This window comes from Arthrobacter sp. zg-Y750, from assembly GCF_020907365.1.
In the GTDB taxonomy this organism is placed as follows: Bacteria; Actinomycetota; Actinomycetes; order Actinomycetales; family Micrococcaceae; genus Arthrobacter_B.
Window position 1 is genome coordinate 40,948 of record NZ_JAJJOC010000001.1, and the last position, 12,445, is coordinate 53,392.

A 12,445-nucleotide genomic window follows, 5' to 3' on the forward strand; every position below is an offset into this window, starting at 1 on the left:
CATGGCGCGAAGCACCAGCGGCTGGGACGAATCCGACGTACGCGTCCGGCCCAACAAAAAGGGTTCACGCCCGCGCACCAAGGACCGTCCCGCCCATGACGACGCCGTCATCGGCCGGATCATCACCGTGGACCGCGGACGGTACACCGCCGTCGTGGACGAAGACACAGCAGATGAACGAACGGTCATTGCCGCCCGCGCCCGCGAACTGAGGCGCACTCCCGTGGTCGCCGGAGACCGGGTGGCACTGGTGGGCGATGTGTCCGGTGCCCCGGATACCCTGGCGCGGCTGGTCCGGGTGGAGGAACGCGCCACCGTCCTGCGGCGCAGCGCCGACGACACCGACCCGGTGGAACGCGTAGTGGTGGCCAATGCCGACCAGCTGGTGATCGTGGTGGCGGCCGCGAACCCGGAACCGCGCACCGGGTTCATTGACCGTGCCCTGGTGGCGGCGTACGACGCCGGCATCTCCCCGGTCCTGTGCATCACCAAGGCCGATATCAAGGACCCGGCGGAACTGCTGGCCAACTACGAGCACCTGGACCTGGAAGTCATCATCAGCCGCACCGCCGCCGCTGATGCCTCCGGCATCGACGCGCGTTCCGACGACGGCCTCTCCGCCAGGCTCCAGGGCACGGCCGTCGAAGCGCTGCACGGGGTCCTGGAAGGCAACGTGAGTGTGCTGGTGGGTCCCTCCGGTGTCGGCAAGTCCACACTGGTCAACGCCCTGACCGGCTCAGCACGGGCCACCGGCGGCGTCAACGCGGTGACCGGCCGCGGGCGGCACACCTCGTCATCAGCGCTGGCGCTGCGGCTGAGCAACTCCCCCGCGGGCAGCTGGATCATCGACACCCCCGGAATCCGCTCCTTCGGCCTAGCGCACGTTGACCCGGACCGGATCCTGCAGGCCTTCCCCGACCTCGAGCCGGGAACCGCCGCTTGTGAACGCGGCTGCCGGCACGATTCGGCCGCCGTCGGCTGCGGACTGGATCCGTACGTTGAGCAGGGCCAGGCCGGTCCGGCCGGACCGGCCCGCCTGGCGTCGCTGCGCCGGCTGCTGGGTACCGGAACGCGTACCGAAAACAAGTCCTCCGCCAAGGAGCTGGGTGAGCAGTAGCCCGGCCGGTTGCCGGGACACCGCCTGCTTTACGGGCGTAATGCCGGGCAGCGGCCGCCGAATAAGGATAAGTTGAACAGTATGCCGTTCGTTCAAAACTACAACGATGACCTGCGCCTGGCCCATGTGATGGCCGATTCCGTGGATGACCAGACCATGTCGCGCTTCCGGGCCCTGGACTTGAAAATCGAGACCAAGCCCGACTTCACGCCGGTCACCGACGCCGACAAGGCTGCAGAAGATGCCATCCGCGGTCAGCTTTCGCGTGCCCGCCCGCGGGACGCGGTGCTGGGCGAGGAGTTCGGCTCCAGCGGCTCCGGTCCGCGCCGGTGGATCATCGACCCGATCGACGGCACTAAGAACTTCATCCGCGGCGTCCCCGTATGGGCCACCCTCATTTCCCTGGTGGACGACGGCGTGCCCGTCCTCGGCGTCGTCAGCGCTCCTGCGCTGGGCAAGCGCTGGTGGGCCGCCACCGGCACGGGTGCCTACATGGGCCGTTCGCTGGCCTCTGCCACCCGCTTGCAGGTCTCCAACGTTTCCCGGCTCTCCGACGCCTCACTGTCGTACTCCAGCCTGGGCGGCTGGAAGGACCGCGGAAACCTGGAAGAATTCCTAGACCTGACTGAATCCGTCTGGCGCACCCGTGCATACGGCGACTTCTGGTCCTACTGCATGGTCGCCGAAGGCGCCGTGGACATCGCCTGCGAGCCGGAACTGAACCTCTACGACATGGCGGCACTGGTACCTATCGTCACCGAGGCGGGCGGCCGGTTCTCCTCGCTGGAGGGCGAGGACGGCCCGTTCGGCGGCAATGCGCTGGCCACCAACGGGACGCTGCACAGCGAAGTGCTGCAGCGACTGAACCCCGACTTGGACGATCTGCTCTAACAGTGGGTACTTCCGGGCCCCGGCTGGAAGCGCTCCGGCGCCGCCAGCTGGCTGACAGCTATCAGGCCGGCGGGGAGCACTATGACCGCATCCGGCCCGGATACCCCGCCGAGGCCGTGGACTGGCTGGTTTCCCGCCCCGGCTTCCCGCCGGTCCGGGACGTGGCGGACGTCGGCGCGGGCACCGGGAAATACACCCGCGTCCTGCAGGCTGCCGGCCTGTCCGTGCACGCCGTGGACCCGTCCGCGGACATGCTGGCACAGCTCTCCCGCTCACTCCCGCAGGTTCCGGTCAGCGTCGGCACCGCGGAAGACACGGGCCTGCCCGACCGGTCTGCGGATGCGGTCACGGTCGCCCAGGCCTGGCACTGGTGCGATCCGGGAGCGGCCAGCCGCGAGTTCTCCCGGGTGCTGCGCCCGCACGGGATCCTGGGCTTGGTCTGGAACCAGTTGGACGTCAGTGTGCCGTGGGTGCACCGCTATTCGCGCATCATCCACGCCGGAGATGTACTGCGCCCGGGATTCCGCCCGGAGCTGGGCCCGGAATTCATCCTGGAATCCTCCTCGACCGTTCCGTGGGCGCAGCAGATGACGCCCGAAGACCTGTTTGAGCTGGCCAAGTCCCGCGCCTTCTACCTCTCCGCAGATACCGCTGCACGCGAAAAGCTGCACTCCAACCTCACCTGGTACCTGTACGAACACCTCGGCCACCATCCCGGGGAAGTCCTGGACCTGCCCTATCTCACTCTCACCTGGCGGGCGGTCCGGGCAGCCTGAACAGTCCGGCGTCCGGCGGCGCCGGGCCGCCCGCTTCGTCCCGGCCAACGGCCTCCTGCGTGAACCGTGTGCTTCCGTACGCCGCCGTCCCTAGAATTGGGAAACCCCGGCGAATTGGCAAACACCGGCGCATCCGAAAACCCCGGCGTATCAGGGAGATGAGCACATGGCCCTAACCTTCGGGATCGAGGAAGAATTCCTCCTCACCGATCCCCGCACGGGACTGCCCACCCAGGTCCCGGGACTGGCCCTGGCGCTGGCCTCCGGCGCTGCGGACAACTTCACCAGCTCCGCCGAGCTCCTGGACGCACAGGTGGAGAGCTCCACCCGGGTCTGCACGGACCGGCACGAGGCAATGGAGGCACTGCTTGGCTTCCGTACGGGGCTGGCGGCGGCGGCCGCTGCCGCAGGAGCCGCGGTTGCCGCCACCGGTACAGCTCCCCTGATGCCCTCAACTGCCGCCGTCTTTAATGACTCCGAACGGTACCAGAGCATGGGAATCCTGGCCGGGGCGGTAGCCAATGAGCAATACGTGAACGGCACCCATGTCCACGTCGGCATCGACTCGCGCGAGAGCGGGGTGCGGGTCCTGAACGGGCTGCGTCCGTGGCTGGCCCTGCTGGGCGCCCTGAGTGCCAATTCGCCGTACTGGCGCGGCGGGGACACCAGCTTCGCCAGCTGGCGGATGGTCCACTACCGCCGCTGGTCCGTACAGGGCTGCCCGCCGCTCTTCAAGGACGCCGAAGACTACGCCCGGCGCCTCGCCGGGCTCCTGGCCACCGACGTCGTACCCGACGCCGGCCACGTGGGCTGGGCAGCCCGGCTCTCGGAGCACTTTCCCACCGTGGAGGTCCGGATTGCCGACGCACAGCTGCAGGCACGGGACTCCGTGCTGCTGGCAGTGCTGGTCCGGGCGCTGGTGGCAACCCTTGCCTCAGCCGGAAATGAGGGGGACGCTGCCGCTGTTCCCGATCCGGAGCTGCTCGACGTGGGCCTGTGGCAGGCTGCACGGTTCGGCCTGGGCGGAAACCTGTTGGCCCATCACGGCGGCAGCATCCCGGCCGCCGACCATCTGGCCGCGCTGCTGGACTACGTGTCACCGGCCTTGGACGCGAACGGAGACCGGGACTTCGCACTGGCAGGAATTGCCAGGCTCCTTGCCGCCGGCACCGGCGCGGAGCGGCAGCGGGCCGCCGTGCACTCAGGCGGTTTTACCGCCCTTGCGGACCTCTACGCCGAAACGCTGACGGCCGAGTAGGCACTCCTCAGCCGCCCGGGTACGTTGAAATATCCAGCACCCGCGCCTCCCATGGGCGCAGCAGGTGGTGATCACCGACGTCGCCGTAATTACCCAGCACCAGTGTTCCGGTTTCGGCGTTGGACGGTATGCCGAGCTCATCGCCGGATACATTTCCCAGGACCAGCAGGGCCTGGTCCCCCCGCGTGCGCTTGTACGCGAACAGTGTCGGGTGTTCGGGGTCCAGCATGCGGAAATCACCCAGCGACACCAGTGCCGATTCATGTCGGAGCTGAATCAGCCGCTGGTAATACCGGAAAACCGACTTCTCCGCCGCCCGGTCCGCTTCCACGCTGACCGCGGGATAGCTGGCGCCCAGCGGAATCCACGGCGTGGTTGCGCCGAACCCCGCATTCGGTCCGCCGGTCCACTGCATGGGGGTCCGAGCGTTGTCCCGGCTCATCCGCCGCAGGGCTTCCAGCGCCGCCTGCCGGTCCATGCCCTGCTCCAGCGCCTCGGCATAGTAGTTCAGCGATTCCACGTCCCGGTACTGATCGATCGAGGTGAACCCGGCACTGGTCATGCCGATCTCTTCGCCCTGGAAGACGTAGGGCGTACCCCGCTGCAAATGCAGCAGGGTGGCCCACATGGTGGCCGATTCATACCGGTACCGGGCTTCGTCGCCGAAGCGGGAGACGACGCGCGGCTGGTCGTGGTTGCTCAGGTAGAGGCTGTTCCACCCCGTTTCCGCCAGGCCTCGCTGCCACCGGTTCCAACTGGTTTTCAGGTCCGCCAGGGACAGGGGGCGGTAGTCGAACTTCCCGCCCGGGCCCTGGTCCAGGCTCACGTGTTCGAACTGGAAAACCATGTCCAGTTCGTGCCGCCGGCGGTCCGTGTACAGCCGGGCCTGGTCCACCGTGGCCCCGGGGGTCTCCCCCACGGTCAGGTACTCCCCGTCACGCTCGCTAAAGACCCGCCGGTGCATCTCCTGCAGGTACTCGTGGATGCGCGGCCCGTTGACGTAGTAGGGGCTGCCGTCGCCCCACACCCCGGAGGGTTCCGTCACTACCCCGTCCGGCAGCGCGGGGTCCTTGGAAATGAAGTTGATGACGTCCATGCGGAAGCCGTCCACCCCTTTGTCCAGCCACCAGTTCATCATTTCGTAGACCTTCTCCCGTACCCGGGAATGTTCCCAGTTCAGGTCCGGCTGCTGGGGCGCGAACAAGTGCAGGTAGTACTGGCGGGTGAGCTGGTCGTAGGTCCAGGCGGACCCGCCGAAGAGGGACCGCCAGTTGTTCGGTTCTGCGCCGGGCTCCCCGGGCTCGAAGCCCGGCCGCGCATCCCGCCACCAGTACCGGTCCCGTTTCCGGGAGCTGCGGGAAGACCGGGAGTCCACGAATCCGGGATACTCGCTGGAGGTGTGGTTGACCACGAGATCCATGACCAGTTTTATCCCCCGGTCGTGCAGCCCGCCGAGCAGTTCCTCAAACTGTTCATTGGTGCCGAAGAGCTCGTCGATCCGGCGGTAATCGCTGATGTCGTACCCGTTGTCGTACTGCGGGGACTGGTGGACCGGCGACAGCCAGACCACGTCGATACCAAGGTCTACGAGGTGGTCAAGGTGCTCGATGATGCCGCCGATGTCACCGACCCCATCCCCGGTGGAGTCGGCAAAGCTGCGTGGATAGATCTGGTAGACGACGGCGTTTGCCCACCAGGCAGGACGGTTGGGATTCTCCATGGACGTCCGTCCTTTCACAGTGTCCCAGCATTTTACGTCCCGGTATCCGGCCAGCACAGGGCTGCCGGACGTTACGGGGCCGGCTGGGCGGGGGACGGCCTTTTCGCTTGAACGGGCACCGGCACGACACTAACGTTGGCCCTGCAGAGGGGTCCCGCGCGGGCGCTTCCTCACAACTCAAACGTTTGGAGTAACTGCCATGGCAACACTTACCGTTTGGAAATTCTCCGATTCCGGGGCCGCGGAACGCGCCACGGACACCCTTGCAAGCCTGCAGTCCCAGGGGCTGATCAACGTGCAGGATGAAGCAATCGTCACGTGGCCCCGGGACAAAAAGAAGCCGAAGACCATCCAGGAACACAACTTGGTCGGAGCCGGCGCCCTGGGTGGAGGGTTCTGGGGACTGCTGTTCGGCCTGATTTTCTTTGTGCCGCTGATCGGCGCCGCGGTGGGCGCGGCCGTGGGCGCACTGTCCGCGTCCATGGTGGACGTGGGCATCAGTGATGACTTTATTGCCCGGATCCGCCAGGAAGTTACTCCCGGAACGTCGGCGCTGTTCGTTCTTTCCTCCGATGCCGTTGAAGACCGCGTAGCGGACGCCTTCAAGGGCTATGAGGGCATGAAGCTGATCTACACGAATCTCTCGAAGGACGAGGAAGAAAACCTCCGGGCGGCATTCTCCGAGGCAACCCCCGCATAGCGGGCAAGGCAGCGCGCGCCTACCGCGCGGCCGGAACGGGACGGCAGCCACGGCTGCCGTCCCGTTCCCCTGTCATGAGTTTCCGGGTTCCTCGTTAAACCTCTTGAGGGCCGCCAGGAAATCCTGCAGTTCCGCCTGGCTCCAGCCCCGGAGCCGGGACTTCACTGCGCTGCGTTGGACGGAGAGGGACGTCTCCAGGCGCCGGAGCCCTTCATCAGTCACGTACAGCATCCGGCCGCGGCGCCCCTGCCCCTGTTCTTCCTCCCCGGCAGTGACGAGCGACAGGTCCGCCAGCGCGTGGAGCTGCCGGGAGACCGTGGAACGGTTCAGGGAAAACGCGGACGCGATGTCAGTGGCCCGGCAGCCGGGGTGGGCACCAATGAAGGACAGCAGCGAATGTTCCACCTGGGTTAGGGGCGCATTGATCCGCCGTGAGCGGGCCAGCGCCCGGCGGTAGATCGCTTCGATCTCGTCGTAGACGCTGTCGACTGGATCATCTTGGGTTTCCTGCTTTTTCACCACGTATCCAACCTACCCTCCCGGCACCTGATCCTCCCGGCGGGCGCTGGCTGTTGCATTATGCAACAATGGTGTGTTCACCAAAGTTGCATAACGCAACACTGCGGCGGTGCTCCGCTGCGCTTCTTCTGCTTCGAGAGGTTCCATGTCCGACCCCCATTCCGGCCCCGATCTATCCGACGGCTCCCCCCGCTCCACCGAACTCGTGCTGGCAGAAACGGTACCGGCAACAGGCCCCGGCGCCGCTGCATCACCCGCACCCGATGCACACGTCGCACCACCCGCGGCCCGCCATACGGAGCGCCGGGCCCAGTATGGACGCCGCGGGTCGGTCCCCGACGCCGGTTTCTGGCGCTCACTGGGAGCCCACATCCTGATCCCGTTCTTCCTTGCGGCGGGAATGGGGCTGGCCTACCTCGGCGCCTTCCACGAACCGGAGCCCCGCCATCTCGCAGTCGCCGTGGTGGGAACCGGCGCGCAGGCAGAGGTCTTCGCCCAGCGGTTGAACGACTCGGCACCCGACAAGCTGGACGTACGCACGGTTCCCGATGCCGGGGAAGCGCGGCGCCTGATTACCGACCGCGATATCTCCGTGGCCTACGAAACCGGATCGGACGACGCCACTCTGTACGTCTCCACGGCCGGTTCCGCCACCACGGCAGAAGTAGCCAAGAAGATCTTCCTTCCCCTTGCCTACGAGTCGGAAAAACCGCTTCAGGTGGTGGATGTCGTACCCACCAACGAACACGATCCCACCTCGCAGGGACTGTTCTTCCTGCTCGTGGCCATGAGCGTGGGCGGCTACTCCAGCGCCGTGGCGATCTCCGCCGTCGCAGGCCGCATCAGCGTCCTGTGGCGGGCTGCGGTTGCCCTGGCGTCCTCCGCAGTGATCGCCGCGATGGGCGTCATCATTGCCGGACCCGTTTACGGCGTCATCGAGCACAGCCACTGGGGGATCTGGCTGTTGACCTGGCTTTACGTGGCCACGATCACCCTTCTCGGCGTCGCAATGTACCCGATGCTGCGGAAGTGGACCACCCCCACGCTGACCCTGTTGTTCGTGATGCTCAACTTCACCAGTTCCGGGGGCATCTTCACCTTTGAGACGGTCCCCCCATTCTTCGCTGCCCTCGGGTCATTCTGGAACGGGGCGGCCTGGCTGCATGCGGCGCAGGGCCTCGTGTACTTCCCCGGGCAGGCCTTTGGCACCGACCTGCTGAAACTGGCCATCTGGCTCGCCGCCGGCGCCGGCCTGCTGGCGCTGACCCACCTGTGGAGCGTCCGCCGCACGCGGCTTGCCGATGAGCTTGCCCGCGCACGGGAGGACGAAGAGGGCCTGGCCGCGTAGCACCTCATTACAGCGAAGCGGGGCCGTTTCCGGGGACTGACAGCATCCCCGGGACGGCCCCGCACGTTTTTTCCGCGTATCGTTTAACCGATGACTACACGACGCCAGGCCGCACAGATCCTCGATATTCCACTGGAAATGGCGACGCGCCACGGCATTCCCGCACGTCTCAGCGACTCCGAACTGGCGCAGCTGCAGGCCAACCCGCCGGGATGGCTGGTGCAGTCCCGCGCCAACCGGACCGGAAAACGGCCGGTCTGGGTAACGCTGACGTGCACGGTCTGCGGGTACACGGAAACGGCACGGCCCAAGAAATGGTGGCCGGAATTTACGTTCCTGGCCTGCTTCGACCACAGCGTCCGGGAACTGCCGGAACTGGCCCCGGGCGCCGTACGCAGCGAATACGAGGGCGTGGGCTCCCGGTTCATCGGCGTCGTCGACTCGCCCGTGGAGCAGCCCCGGGGTGAAGGGGCCTAGCGGGAAGCGCTCAGGCCCGTTCTGGCCATCGCATCGGTGTACGCTGCCCGCATGTCATCCAGGGCCTCCTGCTGCCGCTCAGCCGTGGCGCCGAACGAGCGTCCGGAAAGCGAACGGGCCTTGTACACCTTGATGCTGCGGCGGTAGATCATGCGGTTTTCGGTTTTGAGGAACGTTGCCGCCAGCCGCTGGGCTTCGGTACCGTGCGCTACGATCACCGAGGCCCGCGGTACCAGGGCCAGGAAGCGCAGAAGCGGCCGCAACCCTTCCTGCACCTGTTCCTTGGCCAGCTTGCCGTTAGGCTCACCGGGTACGTGCCAGGGGTAGGTATTCCACGGCATCACGAACTCGGGACGCAGCCCGGCCTGCCAGTGGACGCCCAGCAGCCTGGCCATGGCCTCGTTATCGCCGGCCGTAATGAAACCGGACTCATGGGCGTCGCCGATGTTGGAGAAGAGGCTGACGATGCGGCACTCGCCGATATCGTGCATGGGGTCGATGTACGGGACCTGGCTGCCGGGCTTCATCTCGGCCAGCGAGTCGCAAAGCTGGTTCACGTCCGCAACATTGGGGTCGTACCGTCGGTTCCAAAGGTCATCATGCTGGGATTCAACTGCCGGGCTTTGCATAAGGTGGTGCGTCTCCTACAAGGTCTTCCGACCGGTTATATCGCCCGCCCCGGGTCCTGCCGGCGCGGGTAGTGCGTTAGTGCAAGTTTACCAATGCAGCCCCGCTTGCCCGGCGGGAAAAAGCCCGTCGGCAGGCTAAAACCCTCGGGTGTGAGAAATGACTCCCCAAGGCAGCGCGTAAACCCTTAAACACAGAGCGGGAAGCGTCCGGAGACGCTTCCCGCTCTGAGGCAACTCCCAGTGCAGCATTTCTGCCCATTGGGACCTTCAGTGGAGATGGGGGGAATCGAACCCCCGTCCGATGTCGCTTTGTCAGGGCTTCTCCGGGCGCAGTCTGCAGCGGATTTTCTCGGTCCCTGCCATCACGCAGACAAGTGGCTGATCCGGACCCAGCCGTCTAAAAGTCCCGAACACCCCAACGGCGAAGGTGTTCAGCAGTGGCCCTCTAAATGACGCCAGGCACCGGGGCGAGAGCATCCCCGGGCTGACGGACTATGCCTTACTGCTTAGGCAGCAAGAGCGAAGTCAGTGCGCTTTGATTCGGCACTTATTGGTTTACAGAGATCGTTAACGAGATAACCCTGTATCCTCGGCCCGCTTCCCCTGTCTCAACAAAACATCGTCGAAACCGGTCATCCCCTTATTGAGTTGCCAATCCGGCCGAAGCCGGAACACCTATTGTAGCGCATGCGGCACCGGCGGCGCTCAGAAGGTGATGCCGAAGACCACCACGGGCGCCCGCCAGACGATCAGCAGGACCCAGGAGAGCGCCACGAAAAACACGGACAGGATGCTCAGCGCCGTCATGCCTGCAGCCTTGCGGCGGAAGGCCCAGAGGAACAGCGCCACGTTGGCCAGGACCAGCGCCGGCGCCGCCCATACCAGAAGGTGCGCCAGATAGAGGTAATAGACCGCGAAGAACGGCACCACTACCAAGATGACCACCGGCACTACGGCCAGCACGATCAACAGGTCAATGACGGCAACCGCCCAGGTCCAAACCGGCTTGCGGGCCGATGCTTCCTCAGCGGTTTCTTCCTGTGCTTCCCAGAACGTGCCGCTCATGCGCCGCGGTTCTTGTCCCGCATGGCACGCAGGGCCTCGCGGTTGTCCTGCTTTTCCCGCAGGGTTTGGCGCTTGTCGTACTCGCGCTTACCGCGGGCGACGGCTATTTCGACTTTTGCCCGTCCGTCCAGGAAATAGAGCTGCAGCGGCACAATGGTGAAACCCGACTCGCTGGTCTTGCGCATGATCTTTTCCAGCTGCTCCCGGTGCAGCAGGAGCTTACGGCGGCGGCGCGCTGAATGGTTCGTCCAGCTGCCGTTGAGGTACTCCGGAATGTAGGCAGCTTCGAGCCACAGTTCGCCGTTGTAGAAGGTGGCAAATCCGTCCACCAGCGAGGCCCTGCCCTCGCGCAGCGACTTGACCTCGGTGCCCATCAATACCATTCCGGCCTCGTAGGTGTCGAGGATTTCGTAGTCATGCCTGGCCTTGCGATTGGTGGCCACTACCTTCCGGCCACTTTCCTTAGGCACGGGGCAACTCCTTAGTAGGTTGAAACGAAAGTTCCATTGTAGGCCTACAGGAGTGACATCGGGTCAACCGGGTTACCGTTCAGGATGGTCTCGAAGTGCAGGTGGCAGCCCTGGGCGTTTCCGGTCTGGCCGATGTAACCGATCAGCTGGCCGGCGTTGACCCACTGGCCCTGGGCAACAACGTACTGGGTCATATGGTAGTAATTCGTGGCCAGGACGTTGCCGCCCACCACTCCGTGATTGAGCACCACGTAGTTACCCGCGCCGATCATTTCCGACTGATTAGTTGACGGAACGGCCCGCCAGACCTCTCCGGCCGCGGCAGCATAGATAGGGGCTCCGCACCCGCCGGCAAAGTCGGTGCCCGCATGCAGGTAGCCGCCCTTGCCGTAGAAGTCGATGGTTCCGGCAGGGGTCGCCCGCCATCCGAAACCGGAAGAAATGGGTGCATTCATCACCGGATACCGCAGCCCGAAGGATGCCGAGGGGGCGCTTGGTGCCGGCATCTGCTGCGGGGCGCCGCCGCCTCCCCCGGCAGCGGCCGCGCGGTTGGCGGCATCAATCCGGGCCTGTTCGCGCTGCCGGTATTCCTCCAGCAGGACCCGCTGCCGCTCGGCAATATCGGCGTTGATCTGCGCGCTTTCCTGCTCCAGGTTGGCCATCTGCGCTTGGAGCTTCGGCTTCTGGGCCTCCAGTTCCTGGTTCATGGCCGCGGTTTGTGCGATGAGGCCGTCGACCTTTTCCTTTTCGACTGCTGCAGCGTCCCGGGCCGACTGCTCGGCCTTCAGCGCTTCCTCTGCCTGTGCCTTCAGCTTGCTGATTTCTTCGGCCACGGCTGCCAGCCGGGCCTCTGAATTGACGTTGTTCGCATTCTGCTGGGAGAGCTTCTCCACTGCGGCGTTCTGTCCCTTGAGCGCCTGCTCCGCCATGCCCAGGGAGTCCGACAGGCTGTCGGCACCCTTGGCGCCGAACATCAGGGAAAGGGTGGAGGGAACTCCACCGTTCTTGTAGGCCTGGGAAGCGATCTGCCCAATGGCCTTTTCGGTGGCCGCGATGTCTTCGCGGTCCTTCTCGATCTGGGCGGTAATGGTTTTGTGTGTCTCCTGGGCAAGGGCCACGCGGTCGTTCAGTGCACTGACCTTGCCGGCAGCGCTGTCCACGCGTCCCTCGGCGTCGGCCAGCGACTGCTGGGCGGCAGGCAGCTGGCCCTGGTAGATGTTCAGCTTGGCCACGGTTTCGGCAATGTCTTCGCCAAGGTACTCGTAGGTCTGCTGGACCTTCTGCTTTTCGGCCTCGACGCCTGCCAGCCGGTTTTCCAAGTCATCAGCGTTGGCAGCAGGCCCGGTGAAGGCCACCGAAAAGGTCAGGGTGAGGAGAACGGCGGCGGCCGCAGCCGCGCGTGCTGCGGGAGCACGCCCGGGACGTTTTGGGACAGCATTATCCATTGACGAGACTCTCCATGTTCCTGCGGCTTC

Annotated in this window: 13 protein-coding genes and 1 other RNA gene; 7 read left to right on the top strand and 7 right to left on the bottom strand. The window is 65.5% G+C overall.

Translation table 11 applies throughout. The annotated features are described in order from the left end of the window. Position 1: 1 nt before the first annotated feature. The 4 genes from rsgA (at position 2) to LOC57_RS00200 (ending at position 4,042) form a co-directional block, all read left to right on the top strand. Positions 2 to 1,117 carry a ribosome small subunit-dependent GTPase A gene (gene rsgA / locus LOC57_RS00185; protein ID WP_227924934.1) on the top strand — a complete coding sequence of 372 codons (1,116 nt, stop codon included), beginning with the start codon at positions 2 to 4 and terminating at the stop codon, positions 1,115 to 1,117. An 81-nt stretch (positions 1,118 to 1,198) separates the two neighbouring features. Further along, positions 1,199 to 2,008, top strand: a complete 810-nt coding sequence (gene hisN / locus LOC57_RS00190; RefSeq protein WP_227913792.1) for a histidinol-phosphatase — start codon at positions 1,199 to 1,201, stop codon at positions 2,006 to 2,008. Positions 2,009 to 2,010: 2 nt separating this feature from the next. Further along, the gene (locus tag LOC57_RS00195) at positions 2,011 to 2,784 is read left to right on the top strand and encodes a class I SAM-dependent methyltransferase (RefSeq protein ID WP_227913791.1); all 774 of its coding nucleotides are present in this window, start codon (positions 2,011 to 2,013) and stop codon (positions 2,782 to 2,784) included. 166 nt (positions 2,785 to 2,950) lie between these two features. Continuing rightward, entirely contained in the window at positions 2,951 to 4,042 is a 1,092-nt protein-coding gene (locus LOC57_RS00200) for a carboxylate-amine ligase (protein WP_229957453.1), read from the top strand. 7 nt (positions 4,043 to 4,049) lie between these two features. On the opposite strand, the gene LOC57_RS00205 is transcribed toward LOC57_RS00200, so the two are convergent. After that, positions 4,050 to 5,762, bottom strand: a complete 1,713-nt coding sequence (locus tag LOC57_RS00205) for an alpha,alpha-phosphotrehalase (RefSeq protein WP_227913789.1) — start codon at positions 5,760 to 5,762, stop codon at positions 4,050 to 4,052. A 199-nt stretch (positions 5,763 to 5,961) separates the two neighbouring features. Between LOC57_RS00205 and LOC57_RS00210 the strand changes: the two genes are divergently transcribed. Beyond that, complete coding sequence (locus tag LOC57_RS00210; protein ID WP_227913788.1) at positions 5,962 to 6,462, top strand: DUF1269 domain-containing protein; 501 nt, start codon at positions 5,962 to 5,964, stop codon at positions 6,460 to 6,462. Positions 6,463 to 6,534: 72 nt separating this feature from the next. Here the strand turns inward: LOC57_RS00210 and LOC57_RS00215 are convergent, their stop codons facing one another. Beyond that, a complete protein-coding gene (locus LOC57_RS00215) occupies positions 6,535 to 6,984 on the bottom strand; it encodes a MarR family winged helix-turn-helix transcriptional regulator (RefSeq protein WP_227924938.1) in 450 nt (149 codons plus the stop codon). 142 nt (positions 6,985 to 7,126) lie between these two features. Between LOC57_RS00215 and LOC57_RS00220 the strand changes: the two genes are divergently transcribed. Beyond that, positions 7,127 to 8,329 carry an ABC transporter permease gene (locus LOC57_RS00220; protein WP_229957455.1) on the top strand — a complete coding sequence of 401 codons (1,203 nt, stop codon included), beginning with the start codon at positions 7,127 to 7,129 and terminating at the stop codon, positions 8,327 to 8,329. Between the two features lie 90 nt (positions 8,330 to 8,419). Beyond that, on the top strand, positions 8,420 to 8,806 hold the full coding sequence (locus tag LOC57_RS00225) for a hypothetical protein (RefSeq protein ID WP_227913785.1): 387 nt from the start codon (positions 8,420 to 8,422) through the stop codon (positions 8,804 to 8,806). On the opposite strand, the gene LOC57_RS00230 is transcribed toward LOC57_RS00225, so the two are convergent. From LOC57_RS00230 to LOC57_RS00250, 5 genes are all read right to left on the bottom strand, one after another. Next, positions 8,803 to 9,435 (bottom strand): uracil-DNA glycosylase, encoded by a 633-nt coding sequence (locus LOC57_RS00230; RefSeq protein ID WP_229957457.1) that lies wholly within the window; start codon positions 9,433 to 9,435, stop codon positions 8,803 to 8,805. The two genes, LOC57_RS00225 and LOC57_RS00230, sit on opposite strands and share 4 nt — an antisense overlap. 268 nt (positions 9,436 to 9,703) lie before the next feature. Continuing rightward, positions 9,704 to 10,075, bottom strand: a transfer-messenger RNA (tmRNA) gene (gene ssrA / locus LOC57_RS00235). Positions 10,076 to 10,140: 65 nt separating this feature from the next. Beyond that, the gene (locus tag LOC57_RS00240; RefSeq protein ID WP_227913774.1) at positions 10,141 to 10,500 is read right to left on the bottom strand and encodes a hypothetical protein; all 360 of its coding nucleotides are present in this window, start codon (positions 10,498 to 10,500) and stop codon (positions 10,141 to 10,143) included. Next, entirely contained in the window at positions 10,497 to 10,970 is a 474-nt protein-coding gene (smpB, locus tag LOC57_RS00245; RefSeq protein ID WP_227913773.1) for an SsrA-binding protein SmpB, read from the bottom strand. The genes LOC57_RS00240 and smpB overlap by 4 nt, the downstream gene beginning before the upstream one ends. A 44-nt stretch (positions 10,971 to 11,014) precedes the next feature. Then, positions 11,015 to 12,415, bottom strand: a complete 1,401-nt coding sequence (locus LOC57_RS00250; protein WP_227913772.1) for a M23 family metallopeptidase — start codon at positions 12,413 to 12,415, stop codon at positions 11,015 to 11,017. Positions 12,416 to 12,445 lie beyond the last annotated feature (30 nt).

Excerpts from the sequence above, each read along its gene's own strand:
- rsgA (WP_227924934.1), top strand. The coding sequence starts at position 2 with ATGGCGCGAAGCACCAGCGGCTGGGACGAATCCGACGTACGCGTCCGG.
- LOC57_RS00205 (WP_227913789.1), bottom strand. The coding sequence starts at position 5,762 with ATGGAGAATCCCAACCGTCCTGCCTGGTGGGCAAACGCCGTCGTCTAC.
- LOC57_RS00250 (WP_227913772.1), bottom strand. The coding sequence starts at position 12,415 with ATGGATAATGCTGTCCCAAAACGTCCCGGGCGTGCTCCCGCAGCACGC.
- LOC57_RS00210 (WP_227913788.1), top strand. The coding sequence starts at position 5,962 with ATGGCAACACTTACCGTTTGGAAATTCTCCGATTCCGGGGCCGCGGAA.
- LOC57_RS00220 (WP_229957455.1), top strand. The coding sequence starts at position 7,127 with ATGTCCGACCCCCATTCCGGCCCCGATCTATCCGACGGCTCCCCCCGC.
- LOC57_RS00240 (WP_227913774.1), bottom strand. The coding sequence starts at position 10,500 with ATGAGCGGCACGTTCTGGGAAGCACAGGAAGAAACCGCTGAGGAAGCA.
- LOC57_RS00200 (WP_229957453.1), top strand. The coding sequence starts at position 2,951 with ATGGCCCTAACCTTCGGGATCGAGGAAGAATTCCTCCTCACCGATCCC.
- hisN (WP_227913792.1), top strand. The coding sequence starts at position 1,199 with ATGCCGTTCGTTCAAAACTACAACGATGACCTGCGCCTGGCCCATGTG.
- LOC57_RS00230 (WP_229957457.1), bottom strand. The coding sequence starts at position 9,435 with ATGCAAAGCCCGGCAGTTGAATCCCAGCATGATGACCTTTGGAACCGA.
- LOC57_RS00225 (WP_227913785.1), top strand. The coding sequence starts at position 8,420 with ATGACTACACGACGCCAGGCCGCACAGATCCTCGATATTCCACTGGAA.